This is a genomic window from Brevibacillus sp. SAFN-007a, from assembly GCF_051967035.1.
Classification (GTDB): Bacteria; Bacillota; Bacilli; order Brevibacillales; family Brevibacillaceae; genus Brevibacillus.
Map to the genome: position 1 here is coordinate 1 of NZ_JBQCKK010000031.1, position 20,419 is coordinate 20,419.

General features: G+C 54.1%; 16 protein-coding genes. 12 read left to right on the top strand and 4 right to left on the bottom strand.

Annotated elements, in window-relative coordinates:
- Window positions 1-101 precede the first annotated feature (101 nt).
- Window positions 102-1,259 (bottom strand): iron-containing alcohol dehydrogenase, encoded by a 1,158-nt coding sequence (locus ACTHO6_RS20065; protein ID WP_440243469.1) that lies wholly within the window; start codon window positions 1,257-1,259, stop codon window positions 102-104.
- A gap of 353 nt (window positions 1,260-1,612) precedes the next feature.
- On the opposite strand from ACTHO6_RS20065, the gene ftsE reads away from it, so the two are divergent.
- The 6 genes from ftsE (at window position 1,613) to ACTHO6_RS20095 (ending at window position 9,180) form a co-directional block, all read left to right on the top strand.
- On the top strand, window positions 1,613-2,299 hold the full coding sequence (ftsE, locus tag ACTHO6_RS20070; protein WP_122952588.1) for a cell division ATP-binding protein FtsE: 687 nt from the start codon (window positions 1,613-1,615) through the stop codon (window positions 2,297-2,299).
- The gene (gene ftsX / locus ACTHO6_RS20075) at window positions 2,289-3,185 is read left to right on the top strand and encodes a permease-like cell division protein FtsX (protein WP_440243473.1); all 897 of its coding nucleotides are present in this window, start codon (window positions 2,289-2,291) and stop codon (window positions 3,183-3,185) included. The genes ftsE and ftsX overlap by 11 nt, the downstream gene beginning before the upstream one ends.
- A gap of 25 nt (window positions 3,186-3,210) precedes the next feature.
- Window positions 3,211-4,413, top strand: coding sequence for a murein hydrolase activator EnvC family protein (locus ACTHO6_RS20080; RefSeq protein ID WP_440243476.1), 1,203 nt, complete (start codon window positions 3,211-3,213; stop codon window positions 4,411-4,413).
- Window positions 4,414-4,510: 97 nt separating this feature from the next.
- Complete coding sequence (locus ACTHO6_RS20085) at window positions 4,511-5,980, top strand: S41 family peptidase (protein WP_440243479.1); 1,470 nt, start codon at window positions 4,511-4,513, stop codon at window positions 5,978-5,980.
- Window positions 5,981-6,089: 109 nt separating this feature from the next.
- Window positions 6,090-7,358, top strand: coding sequence for a PDZ domain-containing protein (locus ACTHO6_RS20090; protein WP_440243482.1), 1,269 nt, complete (start codon window positions 6,090-6,092; stop codon window positions 7,356-7,358).
- Window positions 7,359-7,488: 130 nt separating this feature from the next.
- Window positions 7,489-9,180: a hypothetical protein gene (locus ACTHO6_RS20095; protein ID WP_440243485.1), complete on the top strand. Its 1,692-nt coding sequence runs from the start codon at window positions 7,489-7,491 to the stop codon at window positions 9,178-9,180.
- A gap of 66 nt (window positions 9,181-9,246) precedes the next feature.
- Here ACTHO6_RS20095 and ACTHO6_RS20100 read toward each other — a convergent pair whose 3' ends face one another.
- Entirely contained in the window at window positions 9,247-10,179 is a 933-nt protein-coding gene (locus ACTHO6_RS20100) for a flagellar hook assembly protein FlgD (RefSeq protein WP_440243488.1), read from the bottom strand.
- Window positions 10,180-10,358: 179 nt separating this feature from the next.
- Here ACTHO6_RS20100 and uvrB point away from each other — a divergent pair, with 179 nt between their 5' ends.
- The 4 genes from uvrB (at window position 10,359) to ACTHO6_RS20120 (ending at window position 16,370) form a co-directional block, all read left to right on the top strand.
- Window positions 10,359-12,335, top strand: a complete 1,977-nt coding sequence (gene uvrB / locus ACTHO6_RS20105) for an excinuclease ABC subunit UvrB (protein ID WP_440243491.1) — start codon at window positions 10,359-10,361, stop codon at window positions 12,333-12,335.
- Between the two features lie 15 nt (window positions 12,336-12,350).
- Entirely contained in the window at window positions 12,351-15,218 is a 2,868-nt protein-coding gene (gene uvrA, locus ACTHO6_RS20110) for an excinuclease ABC subunit UvrA (protein ID WP_440243493.1), read from the top strand.
- A 121-nt stretch (window positions 15,219-15,339) separates the two neighbouring features.
- Complete coding sequence (locus ACTHO6_RS20115) at window positions 15,340-15,969, top strand: HD domain-containing protein (RefSeq protein WP_440243495.1); 630 nt, start codon at window positions 15,340-15,342, stop codon at window positions 15,967-15,969.
- A 32-nt stretch (window positions 15,970-16,001) separates the two neighbouring features.
- Window positions 16,002-16,370 (top strand): phage holin family protein, encoded by a 369-nt coding sequence (locus ACTHO6_RS20120; protein WP_440243497.1) that lies wholly within the window; start codon window positions 16,002-16,004, stop codon window positions 16,368-16,370.
- Window positions 16,371-16,580: 210 nt separating this feature from the next.
- Here ACTHO6_RS20120 and ACTHO6_RS20125 read toward each other — a convergent pair whose 3' ends face one another.
- Both ACTHO6_RS20125 and ACTHO6_RS20130 read right to left on the bottom strand, forming a co-directional pair.
- Window positions 16,581-17,189, bottom strand: a complete 609-nt coding sequence (locus tag ACTHO6_RS20125; protein WP_440243499.1) for an accessory gene regulator B family protein — start codon at window positions 17,187-17,189, stop codon at window positions 16,581-16,583.
- A 17-nt stretch (window positions 17,190-17,206) separates the two neighbouring features.
- Entirely contained in the window at window positions 17,207-18,559 is a 1,353-nt protein-coding gene (locus tag ACTHO6_RS20130; protein WP_440243501.1) for a sensor histidine kinase, read from the bottom strand.
- 253 nt (window positions 18,560-18,812) lie between these two features.
- On the opposite strand from ACTHO6_RS20130, the gene hprK reads away from it, so the two are divergent.
- Together hprK and ACTHO6_RS20140 are read left to right on the top strand one after the other, a co-directional pair.
- Window positions 18,813-19,748, top strand: a complete 936-nt coding sequence (hprK, locus tag ACTHO6_RS20135) for an HPr(Ser) kinase/phosphatase (protein ID WP_440243504.1) — start codon at window positions 18,813-18,815, stop codon at window positions 19,746-19,748.
- A 15-nt stretch (window positions 19,749-19,763) separates the two neighbouring features.
- Window positions 19,764-20,261, top strand: a complete 498-nt coding sequence (locus ACTHO6_RS20140; protein ID WP_440243506.1) for an acyltransferase — start codon at window positions 19,764-19,766, stop codon at window positions 20,259-20,261.
- Window positions 20,262-20,419 lie beyond the last annotated feature (158 nt).

A 20,419-nucleotide genomic window follows, 5' to 3' on the forward strand; every position in this document is an offset into this window, starting at 1 on the left:
GGGACATAAAAAAATGCTCCTCCTTACAGGGAGACAGTTTTATTATTTCAACTGTCTACTTGAAGGGGAGCATATCATGAAGAGGGCGGCGTTTTGCTTTTTTACAAGGACATGCGCAAAATTTCGAGGACGTCCTGCTTGTTCAAGGTTTTGAACTGACCGATCGGACCAAACGGCGTCGCTTTTTCCGCCATCAGCTCCAGATGCTCGTCTGTGATTTGGTAGTCCGCCAGACGAGTCGGCGCTCCGATTCGGGCAAAGAACGCTTCCGTTGCCGCGATGCCCTCCAGCGCTACTTCCTCGTCTGTTTTGCCTGCGGGATCGACATTCCATACTTCCACGGCGAAGCGGACAAAGCGGGCGACGTTTTCGCGGTACACGTAGCGCATCCATTTCGGGAAGAGGATCGCCAGGCCGCCGCCATGCGGAATGTCGTACACGGCGCTTACGGCGTGCTCGATGGAGTGGGTAGCCCAGTCGGTGGTCACGCCGACTGGCAGCGTGCCGTTCAGCGCCATCGTTCCGCAGTACAGGATGTTGGCGCGCGCGTCGTAGTCATGCGGATTTTCCAGGACGCGTTCGGCATTTTCGATGACGGTCTTCATGATCGACTCGGCGAAGCGCGTCTGGAGCGGAATCTCGGTCGTATGCGTGAAATACTGTTCAAAAACGTGCGACAAAATATCGCTGATGCCATAGACGGTCTGATCGCGCGGAACGCTGAACGTATTCTCCGGATCGAGGATGGAGAAGGTCGGGAAGGTAGTGCCGGCTCCGTGCTTTTCTTTTGTGTCCCAGTTGGTAATAACGCTGCCTCTGTTCATTTCCGAGCCGGTTGCCGCAAGCGTCAGGACCGTGCCGAGCGGCAAAGCTTTTTCGGCCACTGCTTTTCGGGTGTAAAAATCCCAGACATCCCCTTCGTACGGGACGCCGACAGCGACTGCCTTGGCCGCGTCAATCACGCTGCCGCCGCCAACGGCGAGAATCCAGTCGACCGCTTCTGCCCGGCACAGGTCAATCCCTTTTTGCACGGTGCTGAGGCGAGGGTTGGGCTCCACGCCAGGCAGCTCCAGTACGCGGCAGCCGGCAGCTTGCAGATGCGCGGTAACCTTGTCGTACAGACCGGAGCGCTTGATGCTGCCGCCGCCGTACACGAGTAGAACCGTGCGGCCGAGCTGTTTGGCTTTTTCCTCCAGCTGGGCCAATTGTCCCCGGCCAAACAGGAGTTGTGTCGGGTTGTAGTAAACAAAGTTTTCCATATTTCCAGCTCCTCCCATAATCGTGCCTACACTCATTGTAGCGAACTGCCCCGCCGCATGCCAGCGATCAATGTGTTTTTGTAAATTTTTGGATACCAACATGTCAGCTGGAAGAGAAACAAGTCGGTTTCGACAAGAAATTAAGAGATTTAGTAGATACCATCCGCGAAACAGGGTGGTATAATACATAAGATGGGTAGCCTCGCTGTTTTTCAACAAGGAATGGCAACGGTTGCCCGAGGGAAGAGGGGTCGTGTCGATTTTGCCGGAAACAGCGGCATTTTCGACGGAAAAAACAAAAAATCAGGATCAAGAGAATAGAGAAGGATCTGACTATGTAGGATGTGATTGGCTTGATCGAGATGTTTGACGTTTGGAAAACGTACCCGAATGGCACGAATGCTTTGAAGGGTATCAACATTCGGATTGAAAAAGGCGAATTTGTGTATGTGGTTGGGCCGAGCGGCGCGGGAAAATCGACGTTCATCAAGCTCATGTACCGCGAAGAGAAGCCGACCAAGGGCCAGATCTTCCTGGGCGGCTTCAATGTCAGCCGGATCAAGGAGCGGCAGATTCCGCTCGTTCGCCGCAGCATCGGGGTTGTCTTCCAGGATTTCAAACTGCTGCCGACCCTTACGGTGTTCGAAAACGTCGCATTTGCGATGGAGGTTATCGAGAGCAATCCCAAGCAGATCAAACCGCGCGTGATGGACGTGCTGGGATTGGTAAAATTGAAGCACAAGGCCAAAATGCTGCCGAGCGAGCTGTCTGGCGGCGAGCAACAGCGCGTGGCACTCGCGCGGGCACTGGTGAACAACCCGGGCATCATTATTGCGGACGAGCCGACGGGAAACCTCGACCCGGAGACATCCTGGGAGATCATGAAGCTGTTTGAGGAAATCAACCAGCGCGGGACGACGGTCGTCATGGCGACGCACAACCGGGAGATTGTCAACACGATGAGAAAGCGGGTCATTGCCATCGAGGCAGGACAGATCGCCCGTGATGAGCAGAGAGGGGATTACGGTTATGAAGATTAGAACGCTGGGACGCCATGTCCGTGAAGGGGTCAAAAACCTCGGCCGGAACGGCTGGATGTCGTTCGCGTCGGTCAGTGCCGTGACGATCACCCTGTTCATTTTGGGTGTATTCCTCATTTTGGCCATGAACGTCAACTACTTTGCGCAATCTGTCGAAAAACAGGTGGAAATCCGAGTGTTCATGGCGGACCTTACCACCAAGGAAGACTTGCAAAAATTTGAGCAAAGCGTGCGCAGCATCCCGGCGGTGGAGTCCGTCGAGTTCATTTCCAAGGATGAAGGCTTGAAGCAGTTCAAGGAGAGTATGGGCGACAAGGCGTACCTGTTTGACGGCTTGGAAAAGGGAAATCCGCTCCCGGACTCTTTTGTGGTCAAGACGAAGCTGCCGCAAGATACGCCTGTGGTCGCCAATCAAATCAAGCAAATGAAATCGGTCCGAAGCTTGAATTACGGGGAAGGGACGGTCGAAAAGCTGTTCGCCGCCACAGACACCTTGCGAAACGTCGGAATCGCCTTCATCATCGGCTTGGGCTTTACCGCGATGTTTTTGATTGCCAACACCATCAAGCTGACGATTGTCGCGAGACGCCGAGAGATCGAGATCATGAAGCTGGTTGGCGCCACCAACTGGTTTATCCGCTGGCCTTTTTTTGTCGAAGGACTCTTGATGGGAGTGTGCGGGGCACTGATCCCGATCATTTTGCTGACAGTGGGCTATTACTACTTGCTGGATGCGATCCATGCCAGCTTTGAAGCTTCCCAACTGTTCAAACTGTTGCCATTGTTCCCATTGGTCTACCAGGTAGCCCTCGCTTTGCTGGCGATCGGCGCGTTTATCGGAATCTGGGGAAGCTTGGTGTCCGTACGCCGCTTCTTGCGAGTTTAACATTGGAAAACGTGGGAGGAGTATCATGAGAAAGAGAACCGTCCTGTTCACACTCTTGATCGCCGGCCTGGTGGCTGGCGCTGCGATCCCGACTAACGTGAGCTGGGCAGCCAGCAAGGCATCTTTGGACAAGATCAATCGAGAGTTGAAGGAAATCCAGCAAAAGAGACAGCAGCAGAAACAACAAATGAGGCAAACCGAACAGCAGATCAGCATCGTCAAAAAGGAACAACAAGATTTGCAGACGCAACTCATGGCGATCGACCTGCGACGCAACGAGACGCAAAACAAGCTGGACAAGCTGGAAAAGCAAATGAAGGAAACGACGGAAAAAGCCGCCGAGGCGCAAGATCAGCTGGACGAAGCGAAAGATCGGGTAGCAAAACGGGAAACACTGCTGAAAACCCGGGTTAAATCCATGTACGAACGGGGAAACGTCTCCTACTTGGACGTGCTTTTGGGTGCGTCCGACTTTGGCGATTTCCTGACCCGCATGGAGGGGTTGCGGTTGATTCTTGAGCAGGATACGCGTATCCTAGAAGACAATATTCGCGACAAAGAAACGATCGAGAAGAAGAAGAAGGAAATCGAGCATCAGTTGACCGTATACGCAGGAATGCTAGACGAGGCGGAAGCGCTCAAGGCCGAGCTGGACAAGCAGTACAAAGAGAGTCTCGTGGTCAAGGCCGAGTTGAAGAAAAAAGAGGCCGCTTTGGAAGAAGACCTGGAGCAGTACGGACAGCAACTCATCGAGCTCACCCGGCAGGAATCCGCCAAGTATGCGGAGCGAGTGCGGGCGATGAGCGCGTCCAGCACCGGGTACAAGGGCGGCAATCTCGGTTTGCCGATCGCGGATGGACAATTTCGCCTCAGTTCCGGCTTCGGTATGCGAAAAGACCCGTTTACAGGCCGTTCAGCTGGGCATAATGGTGTAGACATGGCAGCGCCAAAAGGAACGCCGATCTTGGCTGCGGCTGACGGAGTCGTCATTTTTGCAGGGTATTCCAACGGCTTCGGGAATACGGTAATGATTAAACACAGTGCGGAGATTACCACGCTCTACGGACACATTCGCGAGGGCGGCATCAAGGTTTCTGTGGGACAATCCGTATCGAGAGGCCAAAAGATTGCCGAAGTAGGCTCTACCGGCCGCTCTACCGGAAATCACGTTCACTTTACCGTCTACAAGAACGACGTTGCCGTCAACCCTATGCCGTATCTGAAATAGTCAAGCAACGGGCAGCCAGACAAATATTGCTATCGGGAAATGCATACACTAGCAGCATACCTTTTTGCCGGTAGTACAAAGGATGGTGACGTGAGTAGTGAGATGGAAGGGACGTACCGTATTAGCGCTTGTGCTCATCTCGATGGTGGCCAGCAGTTTCTTGACCATCGCGTTGATGAAGACATCGGCCAGCATGCAAGTCACGCAGAATGGAACCCTGACTGCTTCCAATGGCGCAGTGTTTCCGGGAGGCTCAGAATATCCCCAGGAGTTCAAGAAGCTCTTTGAAGCTTTTCAAGCGATCAAAAAAGACTACATTCAAACGGTGACCAACGAACAGCTGATCGAAGGGGCAATCGGCGGCATGGTCGGGGCTTTGGAAGATCCGTACAGCGATTACATGGACCCGAAATCAGCCGAAGAATTTACCTCGACGCTGCATTCTACGTTCCAGGGAATCGGGACAGAGGTCACGATGCAAAATGGTCGGGTCACTGTCGTTTCGCCATTCAAGGGCTCTCCGGCGGAGCGAGCGGGCCTCAGACCGAACGACCAGATTTTGAGCGTCAACGGCGAGTCGCTGGAGGGATTGGATTTGCACCAGGCCGTGACCAAAATTCGCGGACCCAAAGGCACAAAAGCCGTTCTGAAGGTCATTCGCGCCGGAGTAGCAGAACCGCTCACGATTGTATGTATTCGCGACGATATTCCGATCGAAACGGTGAACAGCCAGATCATCGAAAAAAATGGCGTGAAGGTCGGCGTGATCGGCATTACCCAGTTCTCGACCGAAACCGCCAAGCACTTCAAGGAACAGCTTGCTTCCCTGGAGAAAAAGGGGATCGGCGGCCTCGTCATCGACGTGCGCGGCAATCCGGGCGGCTACTTGCTGGCCGTCAAGGAGATCGGGGAAATCCTCGTGCCGAAAAAAGGAGTCATCGTGACGATTGAGTACGGTGCCGGCGGGCAGCAAAAGGAAGAGTACCGCTCGACAACGGATGCTGCCAAGCCTTATCCGATTGCCGTCCTGATTAACGGCGGCAGCGCCAGCGCCTCGGAAATTTTGGCGGGGGCGATGCGCGACAGCGGTCACTACAAGCTGGTCGGGGAAAAGAGCTTCGGCAAAGGAACCGTCCAAAGCACGATGGAAATGACGGACAAGAGCCAGTTGAAGCTGACCATCGCCAAATGGGTCACGCCAAGCGGCGAATGGATTCACAAAAAAGGAATCGAGCCGGACTTCAAGGTCGAGCAGCCTGCTTATTTCAACGCCACGCAGTTGCCGGCCGACAAGGAGCTGGCCCGCGACATGGCCGGCGCAGAAGTGAAGAATCTGCAACTGATCCTGACCGGGCTGAATTTGTCGCCAGGCCGCGACGACGGCTACTTTGACGAAAAGACAGAGCAGGCGATCAAGCAGTTCCAAGCTGCGAAAAAGCTGCCTGTGACCGGAAAAGTCGACGCCGCAACCCGCAGCCAGCTCGAAAACAGCCTGCGGGAGACGATGCGCAAGCCCGAGAATGACTTGCAGCTCCAGAAGGCTCTGGATGTCGTTACCGGCAAATAGGAAAAATAATCAAGAAGAGGAAAGCAGGGAAATCCCGCTTTTCCGTAGAAATGATAACCACGGCAAATCACATGTCGTGGTTTTCTTTTTTTGATTTGAGGTGAGGCACTTGGCGATACAGGCAGATATGCTCTCCATTGCATATGGCTTTACCGCATTTTTTCTCAATCCCGTTTTTTACCTGTTTCTCGGTTTTATTTACTTGCATTATCGCAGACAGATGAAGCTGGAAAGACAGCTGTTTGCCGCACGCATGCAGTCTCCGCTCCTCTCGACAATCCGGGCCGTAGGGATGGGCGCGGTCGGGGGATTGGGCATCTCGCTTCTCGCCGCAGGGCTGGGAGTGGTTGTGCAGGCACAGGATTTATGGATGGTATGGGCATTGGCCCTTCTTTTGGCGCTGATTCGCTTGCGGTTTCTCTGCTTTGCCTATGCGGCAGGTCTGCTCACCGTTTTTCACGCGATTGCCCGCGTCTTCCCGGACTTGCGGGACGTTCCCGGCTTGGGCGGCGTGTGGGACATGCTGCTGCAGGCGAAGCCGATTCCGCTCCTGGCGCTGGTCGCGATCATGCACCTGATCGAAGCGATGCTCGTCCGCTGGAACGGGGGGAGAGACGCTTCTCCGCTGTTCGTCGAAGGACAGCGCGGGCGGATCGTCGGGGCGTACCTGCTGCATTCGTTTTGGCTGACTCCGCTGGTTCTGTTCGTCCAGGTAGAGCCGGGGGCACTGAGTGGTGCGTTTTATCCGGGCTGGCCGTTTTTTTCAGGCGAGCTGGCTTCCTTCGGACTGATGCTGCTGCCAACGGTTACGGGTTTTTCGGATATGACCCAGACGATGACCCCCTTGGAAAAGGGGAAGCAAATTTCCAGCAACCTCGCCTGGTACGCAGTCGGGCTGTTGGCGCTTTGCGCTCTGGCCGTCTTGTTTTCGCCGCTTGTTTTGCTCGCCGCGCTGTTTGCCTTGTTCGGGCATGAAGCGCTGTTCTTCTGGAGCCAATGGAAAGAAAGGCAGCGTTCCCCTTACTTCATCCAATCTTCGCGCGGCGTCAAGGTCATGGGCGTCATCCCGGGCACGCGGGCAGAGGAGATCGGGATTGCGACAGGGGAAATCATCGTGAAGGTCAACGGCATTCCGGTGCGGGACAAGGAAGATTTGTATCCGGCGCTACAGGCCAATCCGGCCTTTTGCAAAATGGAAGTGCTCACGCGCGAAGGCGAACTGAAGTTTGTGCAGTGCGCGGTTTACGCAGGCAACCACCATCAGCTGGGAATCATCGTAGTGCCTGATGCAACGACTCGCGTATTTGTCGATTTGAAACGATCCAGCGTCGTCGAACTGATTAAGCAAAGGCTCGAAAAACGGAATGTCGGAGCGTGAAGGGATGCGACAGCAGTTGCGTGCCTTCTTTTTTTGCTGGATTGGTTTGAATATATTTTTCTGAAAAGATCGTCTGTTCGTAAAACTTACGCCAGGGTGGCGCGTCTACCTTTACGAGGAAAGGAAGGGAGTGAGTCATTTGTCCGATCTGAAAAAAACGGTCTTGTGCGCCTTGACCGGGGCGTTAACGGCGACCAGCATGTTGGTTGCGCCCTTTGCCGGAGCAAGCGCAGAAACATCGGCCCGTTCTGTACTCGCAGCGAATGCCGAGAGAGCAGTCTCTGCCCCTGTTGCCAAAGGGGTGCAAAAACTGGTTCGCCTGTTGCCGGAGCTGGCTTCACGCAAGGTCGTTTACGGTGGCGATGTGGATGGACCGGGTGTCAGCGGGGTGAAAGTGTCTTTTGTGCGGGCGGCCACCGGAACAGCTCAGGGGGAGGACAGCGCGATTTTTGACCGAGCCACAGGGAATTTGCTCCAGTTGGACCTCGTTCCCGCGAAAAGGGCAAAGCCGGCATTTCCGACTGACCAGCAAGCGAAAACAAGAGCGAAGACTTTCCTGACAGGCTTGCTTGCCGGAAATACGTATCAGGCGAGAGAAGTGAAGAAGGAAGCGGGCAAGCTGACGGTCCGAATGGTTCGCAAGGTGAACAATGTCGTGTTCGACGATGCGTATGACAGTCTTGTCAGCTTCGACGCCTCGGGGCGGCTTGTCGGGCTGCGGATGTTTGACGGGCGATTGTATGAAACCGTGAATCCGGCAGCACTCCCTTCGCCGCAGCGCGTCATTTCTCCAGCGCAAGCAGTGGGCAAGTGGAAGGGACAGCGCCCGCTGGAGCTGGTGTACTTGCTGCCGGAGCAGGAGCAAAACAATCAGACGGCAGCGCGCCTCGCCTATATTGTCAAGGATGGGGTCATTTCGCAGGAGCATACCGGCAGTGCCTTGGACGCGTTCAGTGGAAAAAGGCTGGCAGCACCCGTCCAGCAGACGAACATTGTGAACGTGACGGGGACAGGGGAAACGTGGAGAGCGCAGACCGAGAGCGAGGCCCGTCAATTGCTGCGCATCCTGTTCAAGCTCGAATCCGCCAAGCTGCCGCTTACTGTGCGGGACGAGAAGTACGCTGACGGTCAGGAGCGCCGTTTCTTTATTTGGGGCTACTTTCCGGAGGGGGTCGCCGATGCGGACAAGAAATACCGGATCGGAAGTTTTCCGGAAGGGATCAGCCAGGCCCAGAACCAGCATATGATGCTCGAAACCGATGCCAAGACAGGACGGCTGATTCGCTTTGTCTACAAGCAGGCAGAGGAGCAGGGGTCCACCGCCAAAACGGACAAAAACCGGGATCGCAAAGGGGCGGAAGCGCTGTTGCGAAGACTCGTGCCTTCCGGGAGCAACCAGTTGAGGCTTGCCGATGTCGGCACCGACAAATATACAACGCTGGTGGCCGACCCGCTTATCGGCGGCATTCCTGTCTACCGGGTCGGGCAGATGGAACAAGAAGGGATGTACACGATTACCGTAAATGCGTGGACGGGCAAGGTCGAGGAAGTGATCGTGAAGCGTCCGGACAACATGGTTCTTCCCGCCCCCTCCAAGGCGATCCATGAACAGAAAGCGATGGAGCGCTTGCTGCAAGCCATGCCGCTTGAGCTGACCTACATTCACCAAAAGGATCGGCAAACAGGCGCGATCAGCTGGAAGCTTGGCTATGACCTGTCCTTTCGTCAGACCCGTTCGCACTGCTTTTGCGGGGGCGATGGGAAGAGGGATACGACGGTGTATGTCGATGCGCTTACGGGACAGCTTGTCGTAAACGAATAGGGATGAGCAGCAAAGAAGAAGCCGCACGCTCCAGAGAGCACGTGCGGCTTTTTCGCATAGGAAGGATCAGGCGCTCGCTTCAAATCCGGTGATTTGATTCAGCGCAATTTTTTTGTCATCGGTCAAGACGAACTCCACGACCCCGTTTTTCATGCTGACGGCTTTAATGACACCGTTCAGGCTGTTGTCCGTAGTAGAGCCGTCGGTATTGGTTTGCTTTTCCGTATAGGTGACGGTGAAGCCAATCATTTGGGCGTACTGCAGCGAATTGCTCATGACGCTACTGTCCGGCTTGACGCTCATGCCCACGACCTGATCGAGCTTGACGGTCATGCCGTTATCGAGCGTAAACTGCGTGGTGCCGTCCTTCATGGTGAAGCCCGTGACGACCGCGTTGGCGATCTCATCTACTTTGGTCACGTCGTCAGTGGTCGCCGGATTGCCGTCTTTGTCTACTTCCTTGGTCGTCTTGTACGAGATTTCCTTGCCGATCATGTTCATGAACTTCACGCTGCTATCCAGCGCATTTCCGGTCATGCCTTGCGATTCCAGACCTTTGATGTCCGTGAGCGGAATGGGAGTAGACTCCCCGGCGATGCGGAAGTAAATCTTGCCGCTGTCCATGTAAACGGCTTCGAGCACGCCTTCCTTCGTCTCTGTCGCCGTTTCTCCCGTCAACTCGTCTTTGGTCGTGAGGGAGTAGGTGGCGGTGCGCCCGATCAGCGACTCGTATTTTTCCAGCGTCAGCATGCTGTTGTTCGATTGCTCCATCAGCGTTGCCATCTTGGTGATTTTTTCCACCATGGTCATCATGCTCGTTTGCTGGATGAACTGGGAGTTGTCCATCGGGGACATGGGATCCTGATTCTTCAACTGCTCCAGCAAAAGCTTCATGAAGGCGTTGTTGTCAAGCTCGGTGGTAAACTCTCGTTTGCCCTGATAGCTCATATGTGGTTGGATATAGGGATTATTTTTAACGGTGGTTCCGATATCTGGCATGTCGATCCTCCCTGAAGATGGCGAGTCTAATCCGTGCGTGCTTCTACACTCTTCCTTATTATCGGTAAAATCTGTCGGAGGATGAAGACAAACATTTGTTCGAATTTCGGCTTATCAGAGCGGGGATTGTGTTATAATGGAAATAGAAACAGGCATGCAACGAGGAGATGAACGAGGGAATGGACCGTTTTGAATTGGTATCGGAGTATCAGCCTTCCGGTGACCAGCCGACCGCGATTGCCGAGCTGGTGGCCGGGATTAAGGCCGGTAAGCGGCACCAGACGTTGCTCGGGGCTACCGGTACGGGAAAAACCTATACGGCTGCCCAGGTGATTGCCCAGGTGAACAAGCCGACACTGGTGATGGCCCACAACAAGACGCTGGCTGCCCAGCTTTGTGCAGAATTCAAGGAGTTTTTCCCCCATAACGCAGTGGAATACTTCGTCAGCTACTACGACTACTATCAGCCGGAAGCGTACATTCCCCAATCGGATACGTTTATTGAAAAAGACTCCAGCATCAACGACGAAATTGACAAGCTGCGCCACTCGGCGACCAGTGCGTTGTTCGAGCGGCGCGATGTCATTATTGTGGCGTCCGTATCTTGCATCTACGGCTTGGGTTCGCCGGCGGAGTATAAGGAGATGCTGCTGTCGCTGCGCGTTGGTATGGAAAAGGGGCGGGACGAGATTTTGCATCGTCTGGTCGACATCCAATATACCCGCAACGACATCAACTTTACGCGGGGGACGTTCCGGGTGCGCGGAGACGTCGTGGAGATTTTTCCGGCGTCGCAGAGTGAGCAGGCGATTCGCGTGGAGTTTTTCGGAGACGAAATCGAGCGGATTACCGCCATTGACGTGCTGACCGGAGAGATTTTGGGCCAGCGCGAACACGTAGCGATTTTCCCGGCGTCCCACTATGTCACCCGCGAAGAAAAAATGAAGCTGGCGGTCCAAAGCATCGAGGCCGAGCTGGAAGAGCGGCTGGCAGAGCTGCGGGCAGCCGGAAAGCTGCTGGAAGCGCAGCGGCTGGAGCAGCGGACGCGCTACGATATCGAGATGATGCTGGAGATGGGCTTTTGCTCCGGAATCGAAAACTACTCGCGCCATCTGACGGGTCTTCCGGCGGGGCACGCCCCGTACACGCTGATGGATTATTTTCCGGAGGACTATCTGCTCTTGATTGACGAGTCGCATATGACCTTGCCGCAGGTGCGGGGGATGTACAACGGCGACCAGGCGCGCAAGAATGTGCTGGTCGAGTACGGGTTCCGCCTGCCTTCAGCGAAGGATAACCGACCGCTGCGCTTCGAGGAATTCGAGCAAAAAATCAACCAGGCGATTTACATTTCGGCAACCCCCGGCCCGTATGAGCTGGAGCACTGTCCGGAATTGGTGCAGCAGGTCATTCGCCCGACAGGACTGGTCGACCCGACCATTTCGGTGCGCCCGATCAAAGGGCAAATCGACGACCTGATCGGGGAAATCCAGGCTACGATTGCCAAAAACGAGCGCGTCCTCATCACGACACTGACGAAAAAAATGGCGGAGGACCTGACGGATTACCTGAAGGAAATCGGGATCAAGGTCCGTTACTTGCACTCCGACATCAAGACGATCGAGCGGATGCAGATTTTGCGATCCTTGCGTCTGGGCGAATTCGACGTGCTGATCGGGATTAACCTGCTGCGGGAAGGCCTGGACTTGCCCGAGGTTTCGCTTGTGGCTATTTTGGATGCCGACAAGGAAGGCTTCCTGCGCAACGAGCGCTCCCTGATTCAGACAATCGGGCGGGCAGCCCGGAACGCCGAGGGGCGCGTGATTATGTACGCCGACAAGATGACGGACTCGATGAAGTCGGCGATTCGCGAGACGGAGCGTCGTCGTGCGATCCAGCTGGCCTACAACGAGAAGCACGGCATTACTCCGCAAACGGTGAAAAAAGCTGTGCGGGAAGTAATCGAGGCGACGAAGGTGGCCGAGGAAAAAGCGGACTACTTGCCACACGCCGATTTCAAGAAGATGTCGAAGAAGGATCGACTGGCCGTCATCGAACGCATGGAAGAAGAAATGAAAGAAGCGGCGCGCAATCTCATGTTCGAGCGCGCGGCTGAACTGCGTGATTTGATTCTGGAGTTGAAGGCGGAACTCTAAGGAGAGGTATTTTTTATGCCATTGGAACATATTGTCGTCAAGGGCGCTCGCGCCCACAATCTGAAAAACATTGATGTAGTGATTCCGAGGGACAAATTCGTCGTGCTGACGGGTTTGTCCGGCTCGGGAAAGTCGTCCCTTGCCTTTGACACGATTTACGCAGAGGGACAGCGGCGCTACGTGGAGTCTCTCTCTGCCTATGCCCGCCAGTTTCTCGGGCAGATGGACAAACCCGATGTCGATTCGATTGAAGGGCTGTCGCCCGCGATTTCCATTGACCAGAAGACGACGAGCCGCAACCCGCGCTCCACGGTCGGTACCGTGACGGAAATCTACGACTACTTGCGTCTGTTGTATGCGCGTGTGGGCAGAGCGATCTGTCCCGATCACGGCATCGAGATTCAGTCCCAGACGATCGAGCAGATGGTGGATCGTCTGATGGAGTACCCGGAGCGCACGAGAATGCAAATCCTCGCGCCGATGGTGCAGGGGCGCAAGGGAGAACACGTCAAGCTGCTGGAGGATATTCGCAAGCAAGGCTTCGTGCGCGTGCGCGTGAACGGGGACATTATCGATTTGGCTGAGGATATCAAGCTGGAAAAAAACAAAAAGCACAACATCGAAGTCGTGGTGGACCGCGTGGTTGTGAAGCCGGATGTGCAGTCGCGTCTCGCCGACTCGTTGGAGACGGCGTTGCGTCTTGCGGACGGCAAGGTGATCGTCGACGTCATGGAGCAGGAGGAGCTGTTGTTCAGCGAGAAGCACGCTTGCCCGGTTTGCGGATTTTCCATCGGCGAGCTGGAGCCGCGGATTTTCTCGTTCAACAGTCCGTTTGGCGCGTGCTCGGAGTGCGACGGTTTGGGCGTAAAGCTGGAGGTCGACCCGGACATGGTCGTTCCGGATGCGACCAAGACCTTGCAGGACGGCGCGATCAGTGCCTGGGAGCCAAAGTCGTCGACCTACTACCAGCAGCTGCTGGAATCGGCATGCCGCCATTTCAACATTCGCATGGATATTCCGTACGAGGAGCTGCCGCCGGAGCAAGTGCAGATTTTGATGTACGGCAGCGAAGGGGAGAAAATCCAGTTCCGCTATGAAAATGAGTTCGGCCAAGTCCGGGAGGCGGTTGTGCCGTTTGAAGGCGTCATTCCCAATCTGCAGCGCCGCCATCTGGAAACCAGCTCGGACTACATTCGCGAGCAAATTGAAGGCTTCATGAGCCAAAAGCCTTGCCCGGTCTGCAAAGGGCATCGTTTGCGCCAGGAGAGTCTGGCAGTGAAAGTAGGGGAGCGTAGCATTTCCGAGCTGACGACCCTGTCGATTCTCGAAGCGCATCAGTTCATTGAGGGACTGGAGCTGACCGAGCGAGAAGCGAAGATTGCCAACCTGATTGTGAAGGAAATCAAGGCGCGCCTCAACTTTTTGATCGACGTCGGCCTGGATTACCTGACACTGAGCCGGGCGGCAGGGACCTTGTCCGGGGGCGAGGCGCAGCGGATTCGGCTGGCTACCCAGATCGGCTCCAGCCTCATGGGCGTCCTCTACATCCTCGACGAGCCGAGCATCGGGCTGCATCAGCGGGATAACGCGCGCCTGATTAAGACGCTGGAGCATATGACCAAGCTGGGGAACACCCTGATCGTGGTCGAGCATGACGAAGATACGATGCGGGCGTGCGACTACATTATCGACATCGGCCCTGGCGCGGGAATTCACGGCGGCCAGGTCGTGGCTGCCGGCACGCCGGAAGAAGTGATGAAGGATGAAAACTCGCTGACAGGAGCGTATTTGAGCGGGCGCAAGTTCATTCCGGTTCCGTTGGAGCGCAGAGAACCATCCGACAAATGGGTGAAGATCGAAGGCGCGAAGGAAAACAACCTGAAAAACGTCACCGTCAAAATTCCGTTAGGGTTGTTCGTCGCGGTGACAGGCGTATCCGGCTCCGGGAAGAGTACGCTCATCAACGAAATTTTGCAAAAGGCGCTGTCGCGCGATCTGAACGGTGCCAAAGTAAAGCCGGGCGAACATCGTCGCATCGTGGGACTGGAGCATCTGGACAAAGTCATCAATATCGACCAATCCCCGATCGGCCGGACGCCGCGCTCCAATCCGGCGACGTACACAGGCGTCTTTGACGACATTCGCGATCTGTTTGCCTCGACGAACGAAGCGAAGGTGCGCGGCTACAAAAAGGGCCGCTTCAGCTTCAATGTCAAGGGCGGGCGCTGCGAGGCGTGCAGCGGCGACGGGATTATCAAAATCGAGATGCACTTTTTGCCGGACGTGTACGTACCTTGCGAGGTGTGCCACGGCAAACGCTACAACCGGGAGACGCTCGATGTCAAATACAAAGGCAAGAGCATCGCGGACGTGCTGGAAATGACGATCGAGGATGCGGTGGAGTTTTTCCGCAATTTGCCGAGGATCGAGCGCAAGCTGCAAACGATTGTGGACGTCGGTCTCGGCTACATGAAGCTGGGTCAGCCTGCGACGACTCTCTCTGGCGGGGAAGCGCAGCGCGTCAAGCTGGCCTCGGAGCTGTATCGACGCAGCACAGGACGCACGCTGTACATTTTGGACGAGCCGACGACAGGCTTGCATACCGATGACATTGATCGTCTGCTGAAAGTGTTGCAGCGCCTGGTGGAAAACGGCGACACGGTGCTGGTTATCGAGCACAACCTGGATGTCATCAAGACCGTGGATTACATCGTGGATCTGGGGCCAGAAGGCGGTACGCGCGGCGGGCAGATCGTCGGCACGGGTACGCCGGAAGAAGTGGCGGAATTGGAAGGCTCGTATACCGGAACATACCTGAAGCCGATTTTGGAAAGGGACAAAGCCAGAACCCTCGCCAAGCTGGAACAACTGGTATCGAAATAACGCGGAGAGCCTCCCTGGTAAAGCAGGGGGGCGTCTTTGTCTGCTCAATAGCGCTGTGCAAGAAAAGGGATCGCTGTGAAACGGCGTGGCGAGCCATGCGGGAAGAGATGGGGGAGAAGACATGGAGTACGTGGCAAACGCAATGGCGGCCCTCCCGGCCGATCTGGTGGAGCAAGCGAGGAAATGCTTTGACGGGCAAGACCCGGCACACGACTGGCAGCATAATTTGCGCGTGCTGGCGATGTGCGAGCGGATCGGCGGCGAGGAAGGGGCGGACATGCAGGTGCTGCGTCTGGCTGCGTTGCTGCACGATGTCGGCAGAGCGGAGGAGCGGCAGACGGGGGAGTGTCACGCTGAAATCAGCGCGAGAGTGGCCGGAACATGGCTGCGGGAGCGAGGCATGGGGGACGAGCTGATCGCGCGGGTGCAGGCAGTGATTCTGGCCCATCGGTTTCGCAAAGATCGTCCGCCCGCAAGCCTGGAAGAAAAAATCTTGTTCGACGCCGACAAGCTCGATTCGATTGGCGCTATTGGAGTTGCCCGGGTTTTTGCTTATACTGGAGTTATAGGAGGACCTATCCAATCCGACGACCCGCAGCAGCATACTCCGGTCAAGGAATACGAGTGGAAGCTGCAACGCATCAAAGACAGGCTGTTCACCAAAACGGCCCAAGCGATTGCGCGGGAACGGCACGCGTTCATGGTCCGCTTTTTTGAGCAGTGGGAGCGGGAAGTGAAAGGACTCCAATAGACGCTGGGAAACTGGCGGAAGGAGGAATGAAAATGATCCGCTGGATAATCAAATTGCTCCTGAACGGAGCTGCCCTGCTTTTGATTAGCAAATGGTTTGCTTCTATTCACGTTGCCAATTTCACCGTTGCCTTGTGGGCGATTCTGATTTTGGGTGTCGTGAACACATTGATTCGTCCGATACTGATGTTTTTTACCTTGCCGCTGACGATCTTGACGATGGGGCTTTTCTGGTTCATCATCAACGCTGTGACGTTTGCCCTGACAGCCTACTTCATTGACGGATTCGAAGTAGGACCATGGCCGGACAACATCGGCACTGTTATCGTGGCAGCTGCGCTGATGAGTATTTTGGGCTGGTTGATTGAGATGGTGGTCGGCTTGAAAAAAGAGAGAAGGTAGAAAGTACCAAAAAAACCCCGCGAGCTCGTGAAGAGTTCGCGGGGTTGCTATTGTGACGAGGTCATGATTGATTTTTTGAATTCTCTTCGTTTCGCATGTGAGGTGGGAGTGGTTCATAGAGCAGTCCGGCCTTCAGAACTCCTGCGATGTTCAAAACAGACAGGCCGCCAAAGAATTTGCAAACAGTTGAAAGCACTCTCTTCATGGGGATCATCCTCTCAATAAAGTTTTTTCCAGAAAAGATACAAAGCGAAACGAACTAGGCATGAGAAGAAGCGATTGGTAGAAGATTGCTAGTATGTAAGTCATAGAGAGCCTATAGGAATATCCTACCAAAAAAATTGAGAGAATGCAACCGATAAAGATTAATAAGATTGCAATTTTCTGATTTCTTTTTTGAACAGCGGGGTTATCTGGCAGGTATGTATGTTTGGCTGGACCGTATACGTAGTTGATGATGACGCCAAATCCTGCGGTGAAAACCGTCAGTAGAGTCAAAACAGAAGTAGATGGCTTCGGAACATATTCGATGATTGCGCCACCGAGCAGCAAGAGCAGAAGTGTCGCCCCCAGACAGGACCACGGATTTTTCAGATGAACACCTCCGGTTAAAGAGCGGAGGAAAAAGAGAGCGCATAGGAGAGGAAAGACCTCTCCCAGCAGTCCGAGTAAAGCAGATACAAGTAGAATGACGAAAAGATTGATGGCATTTAGCAAAAAAAGCTCGATTCCGTGCGCCAATTGTCCTACGGTGTACGGCGAGTCGTCTGTCTTGATGCGCTTGGCAATTTTTCCTGATACCCTCTCTGTCCAGGTCATAGTGGTAGCCTCCCCTGCTAGCGGTTGACAAACGAAATGTAAAAGCTGGTGACTCCATCGGCGGATTTGACTTGAATCTTGCCGTTGTAGCGTTCCGCTACATTTTTGACAATGGCGAGACCAAGGCCGCCTTCTCCATTCTTTTTCGTTGTATAGCCTGTATGGAAAATTTCTTGCAGCCGATTCTCCGGGATCGTCGGGCCGCTATTTTCGATATACAGGTAGTGCTCGTTCTCTGTTTGGCCCCATTCCAGGCGTATGTAGCGATTTTCCTCCAGCTCGTAGGAGGTTGCACGGATCGCGTTATCCAGCAAATTGCCCAGGATTTTGATCAAATCGTAAGTTTTGTAGTGCGAGAACTGGCTGATCTCCTTGATTTCCATCGTGAGCGAGATACGCTCAGCCAGACAAACAACCATTTTCGATTGCAGCAAGGAAGCGACAGCCGGATTTTTGATCCGCTCCAATACTTGCGAACTGGAATCGGCAGATCGTTCAATCAGCACGGTTTCCTTTAACAACTGCTCCACGTATTCTTTGGCGTGACTATGTAGTTCCTTTTTCAAGAATCCGTTGATGGCCGTGTAGTGATTCAAAGAATCATGCTTGATGGAACGCACAGCCGTAAACAGATCCTGGATACTGTTCAGATAAGGCGTTCCCGTTTCTTCCTCTACGCGGTTGATCGTCAAGTTCAGATAAATGCGGAACAGGATCACGATCGCAATAAACAAAGCCAAGATGGCCAACTGGATAAACAGCTGGAACTGCGGAGTATATACCGCGAATATTGGCGAATTGTTTCCCCGAAGAAAAAACGATGTGTTCATAAATAAAATCAGGAGAAATTCTATGCTTCCCAAAAGAATCAGCAAAAATAGGTAATGGTTCAAACGATTCGTTTGTTGGTGTTTGAACAGCTTGCGTATGTCAAATCTAGTTACACGTAGCACCACGGCAACCAGAAGAAATACTCCTATGTAAAGTATTCGTGCCACAACAGCAAGCATCGTGGTAGATAAAATCTCATCCAAGAATAGCTGCTGACTGTTAAAGACGACGAGAATAAGGGACTCGGTTAAAAGCATGACACCAATTGCAACTGTCCCCATAAAAACGGACTTGAGCAGATTGAACTGATAAATGGAGAGTAAGAGTATCGTGGTCCACAAAAACATCAACAGCACTTTCGGTTGATACAGAACGTCCAGAAAAGTGAGCAGTTCGCCTGCTAGTGCGAATAGCAGACTGAACGCTATGGCTTGTTTCTTTTTTCCGAACACCGACATGTTGAATAAAGCCAAACTGATCGTCAGTAGCAAGAAGGCTTCCGGTAGGTCTACGAGCAAGAAGCGAAGTAAAAAGTCCAAGGTGTTGCCTCCTCTTTTTGTCCGACATTCGGAACAAAACAGTCTATATGTGAACTTTAACTCAGATTTTGTCCGATACCAACCTCATTTTCTATCTTATGAAATAACGCGAAAAATGTAAATGATACGACAAATTGCGAGATTAGACAAGAGTGGGCTGTCAGAGAGGCAAAGGTTGTCGGAGACAAGACGGTTTCGATACAATAGAGGCACACAACCGGGGACGGATATCCCAGATAAGGGGGAAGCTTTCATGCGCAAGACGAATGTGAGCCACCTGGTGGATCACTTCAATATGACGATTTTGAGTGGGGAAGAGGGGCTGGGGCGCGAGATTACGGTAACGGATTTGAGTCGGCCGGGCTTGCAGCTGGCAGGCTACTACTCCTACTATGCCGAGGAACGGATTCAGCTGTTTGGCTTGACGGAAATCAACTTTTTCCAAACGCTGAGCCGGGAGGAACGGTTGGAGCGCATGAATTTTTTGATGCAAGGGCAGACTCCCTGCTTTTGCGTGACGCGCAACCAGCCTGTTCCAGAGGAAATGATCGAAGCCTCGAACAAATGGGGCGTGCCTGTACTGCGATCGCCTTTGGCGACAACGACCCTGGTGGGCAAAATGACCAACTTTTTGGAGAACCGCCTGGCGCCCACGACCACCATTCATGGCGTGCTGACCGATATATACGGGGTCGGTGTTCTCATCATGGGATCGAGCGGGATCGGGAAAAGCGAAGCGGCGTTGGAACTGGTCAAACGCGGGCATCGGCTGGTGGCGGATGATGCTGTCGAAATTCGCCAGACGCAGGCAGGGCAGCTAAGCGGCAGCGCACCTGAGCTGATCCAGCATTTGCTGGAGATTCGCGGCGTGGGGATCATTAATGTGATGACCATGTTCGGAGCAGGAGCTGTCCGCAACGTGAAAAATATCGAGATGGTCGTTCAACTGGAGCTGTGGGAACCGCACAAAATGTACGAGCGGCTGGGACTGGACGAAGAGACGCTGAAGATCATGGATACGGACATTCCGATCATTACCGTACCCGTGCGACCTGGGCGAAACCTGGCCGTCATTATCGAAGTGGCGGCGATGAACTTCCGCCTGAAGCGGATGGGCTACAATGCGGCGATGCACTTCTCGCGCAAGCAGTCGAACGCCATTCTGGAAGATGCCGATTCAGACTTGTAGGACGGAGAGTGGCGCATGAGGAACACAACACGTTATCCGGTCCAGGGGCCAAACCCGCTCTGGCAAATGTACCGCACGGTCAGCTTTTGGAAGGTCATGAAAAACTTCATCGTCATCCAGCTTGCCCGCTACACGCCTTTTCCGTCATGGAAAAACTGGATGTACCGCACCTTTTTGCGGATGGAGGTCGGGCCGGAAACGGCAGTGGCGCTGATGGTCATGATGGACACGATGTTTCCCGAGTTGATAAAAATCGGCAAAAATAGCGTGATTGGCTACAATACGACTATTCTCGCGCACGAGTATCTCGTTGGGGAATACCGGCTGGGAGAAGTGCGCATTGGCGACAATGTGCTGATCGGGGCCAACTCGACGATTTTGCCAGGGGTGACGATTGGGGATGGGGCGATCGTGGCTGCAGGAACAGTGGTTCACAAGGACGTGGCGCCGGGGTCTTTTGTCGGCGGCAATCCGATGCGCGTAATTCGGACGGGAGAGCGGGAAGAAAAATAAGACAGCATGTTCCGAACCAGCAAGAGAATGGGACCGGAGAGAGGGGAGTCCGTTTGGGCGGGCTCCTTTTTCGACGGCTTCGAGCAAGCGCCAATCGCTCCCGTGTCAAACGATAATCAAGAATCTTCCGACTATTCTTATCTCTGTTGACCATGGAC

Bases quoted from the DNA above. Each gene is read 5' to 3' on its own strand.
- ACTHO6_RS20100 (WP_440243488.1), bottom strand. From the start codon at position 10,179: ATGCCAGATATCGGAACCACCGTTAAAAATAATCCCTATATCCAACCA.
- ACTHO6_RS20115 (WP_440243495.1), top strand. From the start codon at position 15,340: ATGGAGTACGTGGCAAACGCAATGGCGGCCCTCCCGGCCGATCTGGTG.
- ACTHO6_RS20120 (WP_440243497.1), top strand. From the start codon at position 16,002: ATGATCCGCTGGATAATCAAATTGCTCCTGAACGGAGCTGCCCTGCTT.
- uvrB (WP_440243491.1), top strand. From the start codon at position 10,359: ATGGACCGTTTTGAATTGGTATCGGAGTATCAGCCTTCCGGTGACCAG.
- ACTHO6_RS20080 (WP_440243476.1), top strand. From the start codon at position 3,211: ATGAGAAAGAGAACCGTCCTGTTCACACTCTTGATCGCCGGCCTGGTG.
- ACTHO6_RS20065 (WP_440243469.1), bottom strand. From the start codon at position 1,259: ATGGAAAACTTTGTTTACTACAACCCGACACAACTCCTGTTTGGCCGG.
- uvrA (WP_440243493.1), top strand. From the start codon at position 12,351: ATGCCATTGGAACATATTGTCGTCAAGGGCGCTCGCGCCCACAATCTG.
- hprK (WP_440243504.1), top strand. From the start codon at position 18,813: ATGCGCAAGACGAATGTGAGCCACCTGGTGGATCACTTCAATATGACG.
- ftsX (WP_440243473.1), top strand. From the start codon at position 2,289: ATGAAGATTAGAACGCTGGGACGCCATGTCCGTGAAGGGGTCAAAAAC.
- ACTHO6_RS20125 (WP_440243499.1), bottom strand. From the start codon at position 17,189: ATGACCTGGACAGAGAGGGTATCAGGAAAAATTGCCAAGCGCATCAAG.
- ACTHO6_RS20140 (WP_440243506.1), top strand. From the start codon at position 19,764: ATGAGGAACACAACACGTTATCCGGTCCAGGGGCCAAACCCGCTCTGG.